This is a genomic window from Streptomyces sp. NBC_01016 (genome assembly GCF_026341035.1).
In the GTDB taxonomy this organism is placed as follows: domain Bacteria; phylum Actinomycetota; class Actinomycetes; order Streptomycetales; family Streptomycetaceae; genus Streptomyces.
On sequence record NZ_JAPEOQ010000001.1, the window covers coordinates 5,159,310 to 5,174,714 of the forward strand.

At 68.8% G+C, this 15,405-nt stretch carries 16 protein-coding genes; 6 read left to right on the forward strand and 10 right to left on the reverse strand.

Annotated elements, in window-relative coordinates:
• Window positions 1-118 precede the first annotated feature (118 nt).
• Together OG746_RS23130 and OG746_RS23135 are read right to left on the reverse strand one after the other, a co-directional pair.
• Window positions 119-940: an ABC transporter permease gene (locus OG746_RS23130; RefSeq protein WP_266717454.1), complete on the reverse strand. Its 822-nt coding sequence runs from the start codon at window positions 938-940 to the stop codon at window positions 119-121.
• On the reverse strand, window positions 937-1,878 hold the full coding sequence (locus OG746_RS23135) for an efflux ABC transporter ATPase subunit, DrrA-related (RefSeq protein WP_266717456.1): 942 nt from the start codon (window positions 1,876-1,878) through the stop codon (window positions 937-939). The genes OG746_RS23130 and OG746_RS23135 overlap by 4 nt, the downstream gene beginning before the upstream one ends.
• 89 nt (window positions 1,879-1,967) lie before the next feature.
• On the opposite strand from OG746_RS23135, the gene OG746_RS23140 reads away from it, so the two are divergent.
• Entirely contained in the window at window positions 1,968-2,786 is an 819-nt protein-coding gene (locus OG746_RS23140; protein ID WP_266717458.1) for a TetR/AcrR family transcriptional regulator, read from the forward strand.
• A gap of 508 nt (window positions 2,787-3,294) precedes the next feature.
• Here the strand turns inward: OG746_RS23140 and OG746_RS23145 are convergent.
• Window positions 3,295-4,053, reverse strand: a complete 759-nt coding sequence (locus OG746_RS23145) for an SDR family NAD(P)-dependent oxidoreductase (protein WP_266717460.1) — start codon at window positions 4,051-4,053, stop codon at window positions 3,295-3,297.
• Window positions 4,054-4,202: 149 nt separating this feature from the next.
• On the opposite strand from OG746_RS23145, the gene OG746_RS23150 reads away from it, so the two are divergent.
• Window positions 4,203-5,051: a helix-turn-helix transcriptional regulator gene (locus OG746_RS23150; RefSeq protein ID WP_266717462.1), complete on the forward strand. Its 849-nt coding sequence runs from the start codon at window positions 4,203-4,205 to the stop codon at window positions 5,049-5,051.
• A 13-nt stretch (window positions 5,052-5,064) separates the two neighbouring features.
• Here OG746_RS23150 and OG746_RS23155 read toward each other — a convergent pair whose 3' ends face one another.
• From OG746_RS23155 to OG746_RS23165, 3 genes are all read right to left on the reverse strand, one after another.
• Entirely contained in the window at window positions 5,065-6,531 is a 1,467-nt protein-coding gene (locus tag OG746_RS23155) for an MFS transporter (protein WP_266717464.1), read from the reverse strand.
• Window positions 6,532-6,744: 213 nt separating this feature from the next.
• The gene (locus tag OG746_RS23160; RefSeq protein WP_266717466.1) at window positions 6,745-7,470 is read right to left on the reverse strand and encodes a chitinase; all 726 of its coding nucleotides are present in this window, start codon (window positions 7,468-7,470) and stop codon (window positions 6,745-6,747) included.
• A gap of 120 nt (window positions 7,471-7,590) precedes the next feature.
• Window positions 7,591-8,109 (reverse strand): lytic polysaccharide monooxygenase auxiliary activity family 9 protein, encoded by a 519-nt coding sequence (locus OG746_RS23165; protein WP_266717468.1) that lies wholly within the window; start codon window positions 8,107-8,109, stop codon window positions 7,591-7,593.
• Between the two features lie 292 nt (window positions 8,110-8,401).
• Here OG746_RS23165 and OG746_RS23170 point away from each other — a divergent pair, with 292 nt between their 5' ends.
• Window positions 8,402-8,968 carry a VanZ family protein gene (locus OG746_RS23170; protein WP_327654138.1) on the forward strand — a complete coding sequence of 189 codons (567 nt, stop codon included), beginning with the start codon at window positions 8,402-8,404 and terminating at the stop codon, window positions 8,966-8,968.
• Here the strand turns inward: OG746_RS23170 and OG746_RS23175 are convergent.
• Both OG746_RS23175 and OG746_RS23180 read right to left on the reverse strand, forming a co-directional pair.
• On the reverse strand, window positions 8,940-9,401 hold the full coding sequence (locus OG746_RS23175) for a pyridoxamine 5'-phosphate oxidase family protein (protein ID WP_266717470.1): 462 nt from the start codon (window positions 9,399-9,401) through the stop codon (window positions 8,940-8,942). The genes OG746_RS23170 and OG746_RS23175 overlap by 29 nt on opposite strands.
• A gap of 163 nt (window positions 9,402-9,564) precedes the next feature.
• Window positions 9,565-9,771: an EF-hand domain-containing protein gene (locus tag OG746_RS23180; protein WP_266719140.1), complete on the reverse strand. Its 207-nt coding sequence runs from the start codon at window positions 9,769-9,771 to the stop codon at window positions 9,565-9,567.
• A 252-nt stretch (window positions 9,772-10,023) separates the two neighbouring features.
• On the opposite strand from OG746_RS23180, the gene OG746_RS23185 reads away from it, so the two are divergent.
• The 3 genes from OG746_RS23185 to OG746_RS23195 are packed head-to-tail and all read left to right on the forward strand — an operon-like array spanning window position 10,024 to window position 13,601.
• Complete coding sequence (locus OG746_RS23185) at window positions 10,024-11,427, forward strand: spinster family MFS transporter (protein ID WP_266717472.1); 1,404 nt, start codon at window positions 10,024-10,026, stop codon at window positions 11,425-11,427.
• A 54-nt stretch (window positions 11,428-11,481) separates the two neighbouring features.
• Entirely contained in the window at window positions 11,482-12,594 is a 1,113-nt protein-coding gene (locus OG746_RS23190; protein ID WP_266717474.1) for an NAD/NADP-dependent octopine/nopaline dehydrogenase family protein, read from the forward strand.
• A complete protein-coding gene (locus tag OG746_RS23195; protein WP_266717476.1) occupies window positions 12,591-13,601 on the forward strand; it encodes a 3-hydroxyacyl-CoA dehydrogenase NAD-binding domain-containing protein in 1,011 nt (336 codons plus the stop codon). The genes OG746_RS23190 and OG746_RS23195 overlap by 4 nt, the downstream gene beginning before the upstream one ends.
• Before the next feature lie 79 nt (window positions 13,602-13,680).
• On the opposite strand, the gene OG746_RS23200 is transcribed toward OG746_RS23195, so the two are convergent.
• Both OG746_RS23200 and OG746_RS23205 read right to left on the reverse strand, forming a co-directional pair.
• Entirely contained in the window at window positions 13,681-14,784 is a 1,104-nt protein-coding gene (locus tag OG746_RS23200; protein ID WP_266717478.1) for an SPFH domain-containing protein, read from the reverse strand.
• 34 nt (window positions 14,785-14,818) lie between these two features.
• Complete coding sequence (locus tag OG746_RS23205) at window positions 14,819-15,256, reverse strand: NfeD family protein (RefSeq protein ID WP_266717480.1); 438 nt, start codon at window positions 15,254-15,256, stop codon at window positions 14,819-14,821.
• Window positions 15,257-15,405 lie beyond the last annotated feature (149 nt).

The following is a 15,405-nucleotide window of genomic DNA, read 5'->3' on the forward strand; positions in this document are numbered from 1 at the left end:
GAAGGATGCTGGCGTCGAGCCGGAACAAGCTCATGACGTCTCCATGGCGTCGGTGTCGTTGAGCGCCGCTCTGGCGCGGTGAGCGGCGATCGGTCTGCGGGGCAGATGCCTGGAGTGGTCAGCGTCCTCTGCGCATGTAGGCGCGGAGCGACAGCGGGACGAAGATCACCAGAAGCGCGGACGACCAGAGCAGGACAGTGGTCACCGGATGCGCCAGTGGCCAGGCCACGTCTCCGGACGGGGTGCCCGGGTTGCCGAACAGCTCCCGTGCGGCGGCGGTGAGCGCGCTCACCGGGTTCCAGTCGGCCAGGAAGCGCAGCCACCCCGGCATCCCGTCGGTCGGGACGAACGCGTTCGACAGCATCGTGAACGGCAGGCCCAGCGGCACCATCGCGTCGGCGACCTGGTCGTTCTTCACCGCGAGACCCACATAGACACCCACCCAGCTCAGCGCGTACCGCAGCACGATCATCAGCAGGAACGCCTGGGCGGTGGGGATCAGGCCGCGGTGCGGCTGCCAGCCCACCAGCAGGCCCGTGCCCACCATCACGGCCAGCATCAGCAGTCCGGTCAGCAGGTCGGCGCCGGTCTGCCCGAACGGCACCGCCAAGCGCGCCATCGGCATGGAGCGGAACCGGTCCATCACACCGCGGGAGGCGTCGGCGGCCATCCGCGTCATGACCCCCAACCACGCGGAGAAGGTCACCATCGCGAACAGGCCCGGCATGAGGTACTCGCGGTAGTCGCCGCCGTCCGGCACCTGGATCGCGCTGCCGAAGACGTACCCGAAGAGCACGACCATGACGGCCGGGAAGATCAAAGCGGCAACGAGCTCGCCGGGAGCGTGCCGCAGCCGTCCCAGCTCGCGGCCGACGAGGGCCAGACCGTCGGTGAACGTCCATCGCAGGCGGTGACCCGGCGGCGGGGCGAGATCGGTCATCGGACCAGTTCCTTCCGATCGGTGAGGCGCAGGAACACCTCGTCGAGGGTGGGACGGCGCAGCCGCACATCAGCCGCGGCGACCCCGGCGCGGTCGAGCTCGCGCATGGCGTCGAAGAGCCGGAAGCCGCCGCCCGGCAGGGCGACGCTGAGCCGGTCGGCGGTCACCGTGGGATCGGTTCCGGCCAGGGTTTTCAGCACGGTCGCCGCCGTGTCCAGGGCGGCGGGGTCTTCGAGTTCGACGTCGAGGCGGTCGCCGATGGTGGCCTTCAACTCGTCGGGTGTGCCCGTGGCGATCACCTGTCCGTGGTCGACGACGGCGATGTCGTCTGCCAGTTGGTCGGCCTCGTCCAGGTACTGCGTGGTGAGCAGCACCGTGGTGCCGTCCGCCACCAGCTCACGGATGCTGTCCCAGATCTCGCCGCGGCTGCGCGGATCCAGGCCCGTGGTCGGCTCATCCAGGAAGAGCACCTCGGGGCGCAGGATGAGGCTGGTGATCAAGTCGAGGCGGCGGCGCATGCCACCGGAGTAGCCGGCGACCTGCCGGTCGGCGGCGTCCATCAGGTCGAAGCGTTCGAGCAGCCCGTCGGCCCGTCGTCGCGCCTCACGCCGGGACAGGTGGGAGAGGCGCCCGAACATGCGCAGGTTGCCGCGACCGGTGAGCTTCTCGTCCACGGCAGCGTGCTGGCCCGCGAGCCCGATCCTGGCGCGCACCTTGCCGGCCTCGCGGACGACGTCGTGTCCGGCGATGCGGGCGTGCCCGGCGTCGGGATCGGACAAGGTGGCCAGGATGCGCACTGCGGTCGTCTTGCCAGCGCCGTTCGGCCCCAGCACGCCACAGACTCTTCCTCTCGGGACGCTCAGGTCCAGACCCCGCAGGGCGTGGTTGTCGCCGAACGACTTGTGCAGCCCTTCGGCGACCACGATCGGATCAGGCATAAGACCCCTCCACTGGGTACCTTGTACGCGGTCTCGACGGGCACGCTAAACGACTGGGTACTATGTACGCAACCAAGGAGGTGGAAACGGTGACCGACGCCGAGTACGTGAACATCTGGATGCGGCCCGAGCGCTCGGCCTACGGGCCGACGCCCGTCCACAGCCGCGCGAAGATCACCGAGGCGGCCGTCCGGATCGCCGACGCCGAGGGGCTGGAAGCCGCCACCATGCGGCGGATCGCCGCCGAGATCGGCGCCGGCGCGATGTCGCTCTACCGGTATGTCCCGAGCCGCGAGAACCTGATCGAGCTCATGGCCGACCAGGTGATGGGCGAGATCGACGTCACGGACATGCCCTCGGGCGACTGGCGCGCCGACCTGACCCGCTACGCCGACGAGCTGCGGACCATGTGGATGAGGCACCCGTGGATCGCCACCGTGCAGCGGTCACTCCCCAGCTTCGGCCCCAACCAACTGCGCTTGGTCGAAGGGCTGATGGGCGTACTCGACGCCTTCGTCCCCATCGACGAGAACCTCGGCCTCGTGGCCCTGCTGAACAGCTACGTCGAGGGCATCGTCCGCGAGGAGATCAGCACGGCCAGGGAAGTCCGCCGCAGCGGTCTCAGCGAGTCGGAATGGATGGAGCGGAGCTACCCGTACATCGACGGGCTGGTGAAAAGCGGGGAGTACCCGATCTTCACCAAGATCGTGACGGAGGCGCGCCAGCCGCACCTGAGCCGCGAAGGTCAGTTCCGGCAGGGGCTCCAGCGCGTCCTCGACTGCATCGCCGCGGCCCTCCCGCCAGCGGCCGGGGCCCCGATGCCGGCGCACCGAGAGGGGCGGGAAGAACAGGACGGGCCGGGGCGGGCTCGTAGTCGACCGTCCGAGAGGGCATCAAGGACTGGATAGACGCACAGCCGTGCCTTGAATGCCACGGCTGTACCGATGTTCCTCGCAGCCGTAGTACGCCACTGCGGTTCTGCATCCGACGTCCTCGTCCACGACTTCACGTCGATTTTGCTGTCGGAAGAGCCTGAATACCGGAGCTCCCGCCTGGATATGGGCAAGCGGCTCGACCTCGGGTCAACTGTCGCTGTGCCCGGCCCTCGCGCTGCGGCAGCAGGGTGTTGATGTGCCCGAGCGCGAACCGGAGCAGGTGCAGGTGCAGCGCGAGCATCGAGGTCTCGGCGTCCTCCTCAGGCCGGCCGGGCCCTGCCCTTCCCGCTGGTCCGCCGCCACTGACCCGAGCAACGCGCGACGTCTCGGGGTGCGTTGCTCGGCCGGTCGAGCAGGGCGAGGCCGGTCTTCCGAGTGGCCCCGGTGACAAGGGCGGTCTTCCCAGCGAACTCGGTGGATTCGGATGCTTCTGTGGACACAGCCGGACGGTCGTGGACGCCGCGCGCCCCGGTCGGTCTGCTCAGTGCGCGGTGAGTCCGCCGTCGACCACCAGCTCCGAGCCGGTGACGAACGAGGAGTCGTCGCAGGCGAGAAAGAGGATCGCGGGGGCGATCTCGTCGGCGCGGCCGGCGCGCCGCATCGGGGTGCGTTGGATGTCCGGCTGCTGGTCGCCCTGGTCGTCCAGGATTTCCTGGATCATCGGTGTGGCGATCACCCCGGGATGCACCGAGTTGATCCGTACTCCCTGCCGGGCGTACTCGACCGCGGCGGTCTTGCTCAACAGGCGCACGGCCCCCTTGGACGCTTGGTAGGCCGCAGCCGCGCCGCTTCCCACCAGGCCGAGTACCGACGACGTATTGATGACCGACGCGTTGCCGCTCGCGCGCAGGAGCGGCATCGACGCCTTCATGCCGAGCCATGTGCCCTTCTGGTTCACGTCGATGACGCGGTCCCAAGCCTCTTCCCGCGTGTCCTCGACACCTGGCCAGTCCACGATGCCGGCGAGGTTCACGAGCACGTCCAGGGTTCCGAATCGGTCCCGTACGAGGGTGATCACCTCGTCCCATTCCCGCGCGGAGGAGACATCGAGGTGGGCGGCGACGACCTCCGCACCGTGTGCCCCGATCCGGTCGGACAGGTCCCGCAGGGGACCTGCGGCGACATCGGTGATCACCAGCCGGGCGCCTTCGCGGGCGAAGAGCTCGGCGGTCGCTGTACCGAGGCCGCCGGTCGCGCCGGTGATCAGGGCGACCTTGCCGTCAAGTCGTTGTCCCGTCATGGGTGGAGTCCTTGTTTCTCGTTGATGCCGACATGCTGCGGTTCCTGCCGCACCGAGTCTGCGCAGGTCAGTGGCCATCAACCAGGACGTGTGCTGCCTGGGTGCAGCACACCCAGGCAGCCCATCTGGCCGCCGCCTAGCCTGAACGCATGGACGACAACCTCCTGGGAGACTTCCTGCGCACACGCCGAGCCGGCCTTCAGCCGGAGGACGTCGGTATGGCGAGCCATGGGGCCCGCAGAGTCGCCGGACTGCGCCGCGAGGAGGTCGCCGTCCTGGCCGGAGTGAACGCCGACTACTACACCCGCCTGGAACAAGGACGCGAACGCCGTCCCTCGGCCCAGGTGGTCGACGCCCTCAGCCGCGCGCTGCGTCTCGACGCGGACGCCCGCGCACACCTGTACCGGCTGGCCGGGGCCACGCCCGACGACCGGTCCTCCGCCCACGCCGCCGAGCGGGTCGGCCCGGCGCTGCGCCAGCTGATGGACGGCTACGCGAACACGCCGGCGTTCGTCATGAACCGCACCCTGGACCTCCTCGCGGTCAACGCCCTGGCCGATGCCCTCTACGCCCCGTTCGAGCCGGCGGACAACTTGGCCCGCATGGCCTTCCTCGACCCCGCGGGCCGTACCTTCTACGCGGACTGGGACCGGGCGGCACAGGCCACCGTCGCCAACCTTCGCGAGGCAACCGGATTCGACCCGGACAGCCCACGGCTGCGCGAGCTCGTCCGCACCCTGACCGAGCACAGCGCGGACTTCGCCCGCCTCTGGAACGCCCACACCGTGCGCGGCAAGACCCAGGACGCCAAACACTTCCTCCACCCGGACGTGGGTGCCCTCACGCTCAACTACCAGGCCTTCGACGTACGCGAAGCGCCCGGCCAGCAGCTCGTCATCTACCACGCCGACCCGGGCAGCCCCAGCGCCCAGTCCCTCGGCCTGCTCGGCTCCATCCATGCCACCCGGCGCCAACCCGACCCCCGGGTCCACCGCTGATCGGCGAGGGTGGTCAGCGCGCCGAGGACTCTTCCTTGGCGTACTGGTACAAGTCCTGGGACGTGTCGATGAGTTCCTTCTGTTCCTCCGCCGAACCGACCATCGGCTGGGACCCGCTGAGGGGCAACTGGGCGCTCTCCGGCAGGAACTTGACGGTCACCAGGCCGATGACTCCGGCCGCCATCAAGTAGTAGGCGGGCACCAACTTGTCGCCGGTCGCGTTCACCAGCGCCTCTGTCACCAGCGGGGTGGTGCCTCCGAACGCCGCCACGGCGAAGTTGAAGCCGATGCCCATGGCCGCGTACCGCACCGCGGTCGGGAACAATGCGGGCAGCGTGGCCGCGCTCGGTGCGGCAAAGCACGCGAGGAGCGTGGAGAGGATTAGCACGCCGAAGATGGGTGGCCAGGTGCCCTGCGCCTTGATGAGGAGGAAGGCGGGGATGGCGAGGATGATCATGGCGACTGCCGCACCCGCGTACAGGGGGCGCCTGCCGATGTGGTCGCTGAGGCGCCCGAGGAACGTGATGAGAAGGACGATCCACACCATGCCGATGAGCACCAGGATGTCCGCCGAGGTACTGGAGCGGTCCAGCGTTTCCGTCTGATAGGTCGGCAGATAGCCGGTGACCATGTAGTTCGTGACGTTGTAGAGCAGGACCAGGCCCATGCACACCAGCAGGGGGCGCCGGTGCTCACGGATGATGGTCTTGAACTCACTGCCGACCGAGTCCTGGGCGAGGCTCTTCTCGTGTTCGTCGAGCTGTTGCTGGAAGGCGGGGGACTCCTCCAGCTTCAGCCGCATGTAGAGGCCGATGATGCCCAGCGGTCCCGCGATCAGGAACGGCAGGCGCCAGCCCCAGGTCAGCATCTGGTCGTCCGTGAGGACCACGTTCAATACGGTGACCAGCGCGGAGCCCAGGGCGTAGCCGACGAAGGTGCCGAAGTCGAGCCAGCTGGAGAGGAAGCCGCGCCGTCGGTCCGGCGAATACTCGGCGACGAAGGTGGTGGCACCGCCGTATTCGCCACCGGTCGAGAAGCCTTGCACCATTCGGGCGAGCAGCAGAAGAATCGGAGCGGCGATGCCGATGGTCGCGTAGCTCGGGATGAGTCCGATCGAGAACGTTCCCGCCGCCATCATGATCATGGTGGTGGCGAGTACCTTCTGCCGCCCGATCCGGTCACCGAGCGGGCCGAACACCAGGCCGCCGAGCGGTCGCACCACGAATGCGGCAGCAAATGTTGCGAAGGACGAGATCAGCTGGGCACCCGGAGAGGCGCCCGGGAAGAACACTTTGCCGATGGTGGCTGCGAGATAGCTGTAGACACCGAAGTCGAACCACTCCATGCAGTTGCCGAGCGCCGAGGCGCCGACAGCACGCTTGAGCAGCGGTTTCTCGACGACCTGGACGTCCTGCTTGCGATAGGCCCGCTTGGTGCGTCGCAGCCGACGAGCCAGTTCCTCGCGCACATGCTGGGGCATGCCCGCGACTGTCTCCGGCATACGCTTGCGGCCTCTGGGGGTCGGGCCGTCAGAAGGTGTGTGGGCCACGTGCCGATGCCGCCTCTCGCTGTCGTCCTCATCTCTGCTCGTCAGGGCCGAGTCTGTGCATATTGATCACTCGGCGCACCTCGAGGACGACTTCCCGGCACGTGGCTCGGCACACCATGACGGCGCCGACACCCTGTTTTCGGCTCAGCAGCTCAGATTCGCGCCCGGGTCGACGCCGAGGATCTGGCTGAACTTCTTGTAGTTGTCGATACGGCTCTGGACCTGCCCGGGGTTTGCCCCGTTGCACTCCAAGGTGCCGTTGATGCTGCGGATGGTCTCGCCGAATCCGGAACCGTTGACCATGGCGTTGTGCGGGGTCATGGTGCCGGGACCGCTCTGCGTGTTCCAGTACCAGAGGCCGGTCTTCCAGGCGACGGCCGCGTCGTTCTGCACGAGATCGGGGTTGTGGAGCAGATCGATGCCGAGCGCGTCGCCCGCGGCCTTGTAGTTGAAGTTCCAGCTGAGCTGGATCGGGCCACGTCCGTAGTACTTGTCGGTGCCCGCCGGACAGCCGTACGACTGTGAACTGTCGCAGTAGTGCGGGTAGTTGGCGGTGTTCTGCTCGACGACATAGACCAGTCCGCCGGTTTCGTGGCTCACGTTGGCGAGGAAGGCCGCGGCCTCCTGCTTGCGTACGGTGTCGCTGCCCGTGCCGGTGAACCCCGGGTAGGCGCTGAGCGCGGCGGTCAGGCCTTCGTACGTGTAGAAGGAGTTCCGGCCCGGGAACATCTGGTCGAACTGGCCCTGGCTGACGACGAAGTCGGCCTGCGCGTCGACCTTTTCGGCGGACGCGGGGCCGGCCAGGGTCAGGGACCCGAGGACGGCGGCGGTCGCGGTCGCGGTCAGCAGACTGAGCGTGCGGAGGCGCATGGCAAAGCACTCCGATCGAGGGGGAGTGGTGGGGGGTGGGGGGTACGGCGCCGCGGGCTGGGACGGGACGGGCCCGCCGTGGGGGAAGGGCCCGCGACGCCGCCGTACCGGGGTGCTCGCTCAGCCGCCGACGTTCACGTCGATGCAGGAGTAGAACGCGTTCGTCGTGTCCGCGATGTTCCAGACGGCCAGGACCTTTTGATGGCCCGTCAGTGAACCGAAGTCCACCTGGTGAGTGACCGTGGCGCCCGGCTTCGCGCCGTTGTCGTTGAACTCGGCGATCTCCTGGCCGCCGACGAAGTACTGCCAGGTGCTGGTGGCGTGCTGCGCCGTCAGCTTCCATTCGAAGGCGGCATTGCGGGAGACCGGTGTGGCGACCCAGCCCTTGGAGTCGTCGTCGAGTTCGGCGAACCGACTGTTGCCGCCGCTACAGCTCGTCAGTCCCTTGGGGCCTTCGACGCTCTGCGGTTCGTAGGTGATGTCACCGCAGGAGACGGTGCCTGCCGCGCACTGTGCCTGTCGGCTGGGCGGGGTGGAGATGTAGCCGTGGGCGCTCGCCGAACCGGCGGGAAGGCTGACGGCGATGACCGGGGCCAGGGCCGCGCCGATGAGCGCGGCGGTCTTCCTTCTGGCGTTCATGCGTACTCCTTCACTTCAGGTCTTCCCGGGGCGTGCGTGAAGTGGGGGCGCACGCTCGGGCCGGCCTCTCGAGGGTGGGGCCAAGAGGCGCGAAGTGGGGCAGGAGGGAGTTCACCCGACGCGTGGCGCGGGTGAACTCCCTTGTGCAGAACGGCCGTTGCTTGGACTAGACCATACAAGTGGTCGTGAGCGTGTCAAGGTCTTGGCGTGAAACCCGCGTCCGCAGTGGACCGATGGATTCCGGCCGTACACAGGGCGTGTGCGGCGCCGACTCCGTGGTAAACGACGGCACATGGAAACCGAATCCCGCACGCAGAGGCGCTCGTGGGGGCGGCGGCTGGTCCGCGCCCTCGTCATGGCGGTTGGTTTCGTCTGCATGGTGGCCTTCGCCGTCGGGCTGGCGAAGGCCACCCTCGTTCCGTCCCCCATGTCGGAATCGCTGACGCACACCAACCTGGACCCGGGCAGTTCGATCCGCGTGTACTTCGACCAGCCCGACTGGCTCGACACGATCAAGCAGGTCGGCGGGAACGTCGTCCTCGGGATGCCGTTCGGAGTGCTGCTGCCGGTGCTCTTCCCGCGCACCCGGGGCTTCGTCCGGGTGGTGCTCATGACGGCGTTGGTGATGCTGACCGTCGAGGTCGCTCAGGGGCTGCTGGTCACCGGCCGGGCGTTCGACATCGATGACGTGATCCTCAACGCGTCGGGCGCCTTCCTCGGCTATCTGCTCATCGGGCGCAGGCTCGGCCGGGCACTGCACCCGCGCCGCGACCACTGGTGGCGCCGGCCACGCGCCGAAGCGGCCGACGAACCGGACGAAGAGGGTGCCCCTATTCCAGCCAAATCCCGTCGCGCATGATGACCCGCCCGCGCAGTTCCGGCTCGCCGCGCCAGGCGCGCACGGTCCGCGGGATCACGCGTACGTACACAAAGGAGCCGTCCTCCGAGCGTGGATCCCACCCGAACTTCTCGGCGAACGCCGCCGCCGCGCCCTCGGGTACCTCCTGGTCAGGGAAGCACTCCGCCTCACCCTGGAGGAGCAGTACGTCGAAGGTGTCCGGCAGCGACAGGTGCACACGCGGTTCTTCGCGGACGTTGCGCGCGGTCGCGGACGCGGCGCCGGTGCACAGCCACGCCGCGCTCCCGTCCCACAGGAACCACAGCGGCACCTGGTGCGGACCGTGATCGGGGTGGGCCGTCGACACCCATACGTCCCGTTCGGTGGCGAGCCGCTCCAGAGCGTCGCGCAAGCGCTCCGCCGTCCGGCGGCGGACGATTCCTGTGGTCTCCATGAGGGCCGACCCTAGCCAAGCAGGCGCGCAGCGCGCCTCGGGCGCAGGACCTACTCCCAGCGACCGAAGCACCGCAAGTCACCTTCATGTCCGGTGCCTGCCGATGCACACATGCCTGTGCCCCCGGATCCGCGGATCCGGGGGCACACGCGGTGGCTCGGGGTCAGAGCCCCATGGAGGCCCGGAACTCCTCGAACGAGACCTTGCGGTCACCATCGCTGTCGATGGTGTCGATGAGCTCCTGCGCGGCCTCCGCGGTGACGCCCGTGTCGCCGAGCTCCGCGACGACCTGCCGGTACTCCTCGGCAGTCAACTGCCCGTCCCCGTCGACGTCGTACCGGTCGAAGACCTTCCGCGCCGCGGCTGCCATGTCGACCACTTGATCCCCATTTCCTTGCTGTTTCAAGACCGGCCCCACTCTAGGACCTCCAGGCACCCGCTCCCGCACCGCCCATCGCCGCGGTGACAGTCGGCGGCCGAGGTGATGCGGGAAATCCCCGACTCCGCACCGGGATTCCCGGGATGGCTGGGCGAGTTGGGCGTGGATAGCCTCTGAACTCGTTTGGCCAGCACCATCTCGTACCGGGCACCACCCCACCCAGACCCGATGAGGCGCCGTCCCATGACCGAGCCATCACTGCTGTCCGAAATCGAACCCGAACCCCGCATGTCCGAGCGGTACAAGTCCTACATCGTCGGCATCTGTACGGCCGCGTACGTCCTGTCCTTCGTGGACCGCCAGGCCCTGTCGCTGATGATCGAGCCCATCAAGCGCGATCTCAGCCTGACGGACACGCAGTTCAGCCTCCTGAGCGGGCTCGCCTTCTCCGTGCTGTACGCGGTGATGGGACTGCCCATCGCGGCGCTCGCCGACCGCCGTTCGCGCCCCGTGATCATCTCCATCGGCATCGCGCTGTGGAGTCTGGCCACCGCGCTCTCCGGGCTGAGCAAGGGGTTCGCCCACATGTTCCTGGCCCGCGTCGGGGTGGGTGTCGGCGAGGCGTCGCTGACCCCGTCCGCGTACTCGATGTTCAGCGACATGTACCCGAAGAGCAGGCTGGGCCGGGCGGCCGGGATCTACTCGCTCGGCTCGTTCATCGGAGGCAGCGCCGCGTTCTTCATCGGCGGGTACGTCATCGGGCTGCTCAAGGACGTCGACCGGGTCTCCCTGCCGCTCGTCGGAGACGTGCACGCCTGGCAGTTGACGTTCTTCATCATCGGTCTGCCCGGACTGCTCGTCGCGCTCGTGTTCCTGCTGACGGTCCGCGACCCGGTGCGACGCGGGCTGGCCCGGGACTCCGCGGGCGCCGTACGGAAGGTGGCCATGCGCGATGTGTTCACCTTCCTGCGCAGCCACGCACGGACGTTCTTCTGCCACTACGCGGGCTTCTCCTGCTACGCGATGGTGCTGCTCGGCCTCATGGCATGGGTACCGGCCTTCTACATGCGCGCGTTCGGGCTGAGCGCGACCGAGGTCGGCTATGTGCTGGGTGGTGTCGTCCTGCTGGCCAACGGCTCCGGTGTGCTCTTCGGTGGGTGGCTGGTCGACCGGCTCACCAAGCTCGGACACCCGGACGGAGCGATGCGCGCCGGGGTCGTCGGCGCGATCGGCATGCTCGTCCCCGTCATCGTCTTCCCGCACGTCAGACCCCTGTGGCTGTCGCTGGCGCTGCTCGCGGTCACGATGTTCTTCGCCTCGTTCCCGATGCCCGCGTCCACTGCCGCCATGCAGGTGCTCAGCCCGAACCAGATGCGCGCCCAGGTGTCCGCCGTCTTCCTGCTCATCTCGAACCTGGCCGCCGTGGGCCTGGGTACCACGCTGGTCGCGCTGGTCACGGACGAACTGCTCGGATCGGCCGGGCGCATCGGCACGTCCCTGTCGCTCGTGTACGGCGTCGCCTCGGTCGGCAGCATCGTGCTGCTGTGGCGCGGCTGCGCACACTTCCGCCGGAGCCTCGCACGCGAGGAACGGCTCGCAGCCCAAGGACCGGGCGCCATCGCACAGGAGCCGAACGTCGCCACCTAGCACGACCCGCGCAACCGCGCTTCGTACGCTCAACTGAAGGGAACGGGACCACTCATGGACATCACCATCCTCGGCGGCGGACACGGATGCTTCGCCGCGGCGGCGGAACTCGCGGAGAACGGCCACACCGTGCGCTGGTGGCGGCGGGACACCATGGCCCTGGACGCGCTGCGCGCCCTCGGCGCCCTCGGCGTCCGCGACCATCGCGGCAGCAGGAACGTACCGGTGAGCGACACGGCACGCGCCGGGGCCATCCATCCCGTCGCGGACCTCGCGGAAGCCGTACGCGGCGCGACACTCGTGGTCGTACCGCTGCCGGCCACCGTGCACGAGGACCTGGCCGCCCGGGTGGCACCGCTGCTCCGGGACGGCCAGGTGGTGTTCCTGCCGCCGGGTACCTTCGGCACGCTGCTCTTCGCCAAGGCGATGGCCGAGGCGGGCAACACGGCGGACGTCGCGCTCGCCGAGACCGGCACGCTGCCCTATCTGGCGCGTACGCACGGACCGGCCGAGGTGGTGGTGAGCGGGTACGCGACGCGGCTGCCCACCGGCGTCTTCCCGGTCCGCTCCTCCGACGCGGCGTTCCGCGTGCTGCGGGAGGCCTACCCGTCCGTCGAACCGGTCGAGGACAGCCTCAGTGGCGCGCTCATGAACGCGGGCCCGGTGATCCATCCGCCGCTCATCCTCATGAACGCCGGTCCGCTGGAGCACAGTTCGTCCTGGGACATCCACAACGAAGGGACCCAGCCGTCGATCCGCTGGGTCACCGACGCCCTCGACGCCGAACGGATCGCGGTCCGCGAGGCGCTCGGGTACGCCGCCCCGCACTTCCCGCTCGCCGACCACTACGCGACGGACGGCGACGAGTGGATGTACGGCCGCGCCGCCCACGAACGGCTCACGGACAGCGGCGACTGGCGGGAGAAGATCGACCTGCTCGACCACCGGTACATGTTGGAGGACACCCGCCTCGGCCTGTCGTTCCTGGTGTCGGTCGGACGCTGGGCCGGCATCCAAACACCGGTCGCACAGGGCCTGTTGAGCATCGCGTCCGCCGTCACAGGCAAGGATCTGTACGCCGAAGGCCGCACGCTGGAGTCCCTCGGCCTGGCCCGGCTCACCCGTCCCGAACTGACCAAGCTGCTTCACGAAGGGTTGCCGGCATGACGGACACGGAAGACACCGAAGCGACGCAACGCATCGACGTGGTGGTGGTCGGTGCCGGACGCATGGGACAGGGCATCGCGCGCGCCTTCCTGGCCGCGGGCATGGACGTCACCCTCGCGGACGTCAAGGAGACGGACGAGGACCGGGCGCCGTACCGAAAGGCGGCCGAGCAGCAGATCCGGGAACACCTACGTGCCGACTCCGGCCGGCCACCCCAACTCGTCGTCTGCGACCGCGAGTCCGCGCAGATCCGACTCGCCGACGCGGACGTGGTGTTCGAGGCCGTGCCCGAGGTCATCGACGTCAAGCGCGACATCCTCTCCTGGGTCGACGCGCACGTGGCGGACGACGCGGTCATCGCCTCGACCACGTCGACCTTCCTCGTCACCGAGATCGCCGACCTCGTCGACGACCCGAGCCGCGTCCTGAACGCGCACTGGCTGAACCCCGCCGACCTCATGCCCCTCGTCGAGGTCAGCCGCGGCGACCGTACCGACCCCGGGCAGGTGGAGCGGATGACCGGGCTGCTCCGGCGGATCGGCAAGATACCGGTGGTGTGCGGACCCGCGGCCGGCTACATCGTGCCCCGGCTCCAGGCCCTCGTCATGAACGAGGCCGCCCGCATGGTCGAGGAGGGCGTCGCGACCGCCACCGACATCGACCTCGCCGTACGCGCCGGCCTCGGAACACGCTTCTCCGTCCTGGGCCCCCTGGAGTTCATCGACTGGGGCGGCGGGGACATCCTGTACTACGCCTCCCGCTACCTCACCGCCCAGCTCGGCGACCGGTTCCGCGCGCCGGCCGTGGTCGAGGACAACATGGCGACCCACCGCCGCGGCCTCCAGGACCACACCGGCTTCTACGAGTACGACCCCGAGAGCATCGCCGCGTACCAGGCGGGCCGCACGCGGGAGTTCGAGGCGCTGCTGAGGCTGCGCGGGCCCGAACTCCGCGCGGAACCCGTGCTGTCGGAGCGGCCGGTCCCACCTCCGGACACCGACCGGTGAGGAATGGTCGAGGAGGGGGCCACGCCGATCGCCGCATCGAGCGGTCAACTACGCGCTGAAGCAGGCGAGTTGGACTCGCTCAGTCCGTGGACGGCTTCCCCCGGCCCGGCACCTGGGGTGTCCTCGCGGCCTCCGCCTCGGCCTTCGCGTTGTTCACCGCGGCGGCGGCCTGCTTGGCGACCTCGTCGGCGGCCGCGGCGGCGGTGTTCTGCGGGCCCGGCTCGATCTCCTGGGTTCCGCTGTCGTCCGCGGTGTCGGCGGCGTGGCCGGAGGCGGCCTCCTCGGCCTGCACGTTCTTGGGCAGCCCCATCGTCGAGTGGTCGGCGAAGGCGCTGGAGACGGAGCGGACCGCCTCCGTCAGCTCTCCCGGGATCACCCAGAACGTGTTGTTCTCGCTCTTCGCCAGGTGCGGCAGCGTCTCGAGGTACTTATAGGCGAGGATCTTCGGGTCGGCGTTGTTGCGATGGACGGCCTGGAAGACGCGCTCCACCGCCTTGGCCTCGCCGTCCGCCCGCAGGATCATGGCCTGCTGCGTGCCCTGTGCCTCCAGGATGTCCTTCTGCTTCGTGCCCTCCGCAGTGAGGATCTTGGCCTGTCGTTCCCCTTCGGCGTGCAGGATGGCCGCGCGCTTGTCCCGCTCGGCCCGCATCTGCTTCTCCATCGCCTCTTTGATCGTGTTCGGCGGGTCGATGGCCTTGATCTCGACGCGATTGACGCGGATGCCCCACTTGCCGGTGGCGTCGTCGAGGACGGTGCGCAGCCGGGTGTTGATCTCCTCGCGTGAGGTGAGCGTCTCCTCCAGGTCCATGCTGCCGATGACGTTGCGCAGCGTGGTCACGGTGAGCTGGTCGATCGCCTGCAGGTAGTCGGCCACCTCGTACGCCGCCGACCTGGGGTCGGTGATCTGGTAGTAGAGGACGGTGTCGATGTTCACCACGAGGTTGTCCTCGGTGATGACCGGCCTCGGGTCGGACGAATAGACCTGTTCGCGCACATCGAGCTTGGTGTTGACGCGGTCGGCCACCGGCAGCACGAGGTTCAGGCCGGGCTGGAGGGTGCGGCGGTATCTGCCGAACCGTTCGATGTTGTAGCGGCGGGCCTGCGGGACGATCCGCACGGAGGTGGCCACGAGAAGGATGACGACGATGGCCGCCACCAGAATCGGGATGACAATTGCGTCCACGCTTCCTCCGTTGCTGGATGGTCGGCCGTTCGGTTCAGGGCAGGAGCTCGCGGGGGTAGACGACCGCCGTCGCGCCTTCGATCTCCATGACGTCGACCAGCGCCCCCACGGGGATCACGTGGCTCTCGTCGAGGGTGCGGGCGGACCATTGCTCCCCGGACAGCTTGATCAGGCCGCGGGTCGCGGTGACCTCCTGCATGACCTCGGCGCGCTTGCCGATCAAAGCATCGCTGCCGTCGCGGATGAGGGGCGTTTGCGCCAGGTGGCGCAGCACGACAGGCCGTACGAGGATCAGGCCCGCGGCCGCCGTGACCCCGAGCGCCACGAGTTGGCCGAGCAGGCCGACACCCACGCCGGCGACCACCGCCGCCACCAGGGCCGCACCCGCGAACAGCCCGAAGACCAGTGTCAGCGTGAAGAACTCCGCGGCGCCAAGACCCGCGGCGGCGAGCAGCCAGACGTACCACGGCATGGCATCAGCCTCCCTCGGGCGACCTCTTGTCAAAGCTACCGCCTGGAACACCGGACAGAACAGACTTAACCGGCGTGGTTCTGGCGTGTAGGTGGAGCTCACGCCCCGGCTCCCGCTCGTCGCGGTTCTTTGCTTCCCTGCCGACGAGC

What these genes read in the sequence shown, in the direction of transcription:
- OG746_RS23130 (WP_266717454.1), bottom strand. Translation starts at nt 940, where the DNA reads ATGACCGATCTCGCCCCGCCGCCGGGTCACCGCCTGCGATGGACGTTC.
- OG746_RS23135 (WP_266717456.1), bottom strand. Translation starts at nt 1,878, where the DNA reads ATGCCTGATCCGATCGTGGTCGCCGAAGGGCTGCACAAGTCGTTCGGC.
- OG746_RS23145 (WP_266717460.1), bottom strand. Translation starts at nt 4,053, where the DNA reads ATGACGGGACAACGACTTGACGGCAAGGTCGCCCTGATCACCGGCGCG.
- OG746_RS23150 (WP_266717462.1), top strand. Translation starts at nt 4,203, where the DNA reads ATGGACGACAACCTCCTGGGAGACTTCCTGCGCACACGCCGAGCCGGC.
- OG746_RS23155 (WP_266717464.1), bottom strand. Translation starts at nt 6,531, where the DNA reads ATGCCCCAGCATGTGCGCGAGGAACTGGCTCGTCGGCTGCGACGCACC.
- OG746_RS23160 (WP_266717466.1), bottom strand. Translation starts at nt 7,470, where the DNA reads ATGCGCCTCCGCACGCTCAGTCTGCTGACCGCGACCGCGACCGCCGCC.
- OG746_RS23165 (WP_266717468.1), bottom strand. Translation starts at nt 8,109, where the DNA reads ATGAACGCCAGAAGGAAGACCGCCGCGCTCATCGGCGCGGCCCTGGCC.
- OG746_RS23170 (WP_327654138.1), top strand. Translation starts at nt 8,402, where the DNA reads ATGGAAACCGAATCCCGCACGCAGAGGCGCTCGTGGGGGCGGCGGCTG.
- OG746_RS23175 (WP_266717470.1), bottom strand. Translation starts at nt 9,401, where the DNA reads ATGGAGACCACAGGAATCGTCCGCCGCCGGACGGCGGAGCGCTTGCGC.
- OG746_RS23180 (WP_266719140.1), bottom strand. Translation starts at nt 9,771, where the DNA reads ATGGCAGCCGCGGCGCGGAAGGTCTTCGACCGGTACGACGTCGACGGG.
- OG746_RS23185 (WP_266717472.1), top strand. Translation starts at nt 10,024, where the DNA reads ATGACCGAGCCATCACTGCTGTCCGAAATCGAACCCGAACCCCGCATG.
- OG746_RS23190 (WP_266717474.1), top strand. Translation starts at nt 11,482, where the DNA reads ATGGACATCACCATCCTCGGCGGCGGACACGGATGCTTCGCCGCGGCG.
- OG746_RS23195 (WP_266717476.1), top strand. Translation starts at nt 12,591, where the DNA reads ATGACGGACACGGAAGACACCGAAGCGACGCAACGCATCGACGTGGTG.
- OG746_RS23205 (WP_266717480.1), bottom strand. Translation starts at nt 15,256, where the DNA reads ATGCCGTGGTACGTCTGGCTGCTCGCCGCCGCGGGTCTTGGCGCCGCG.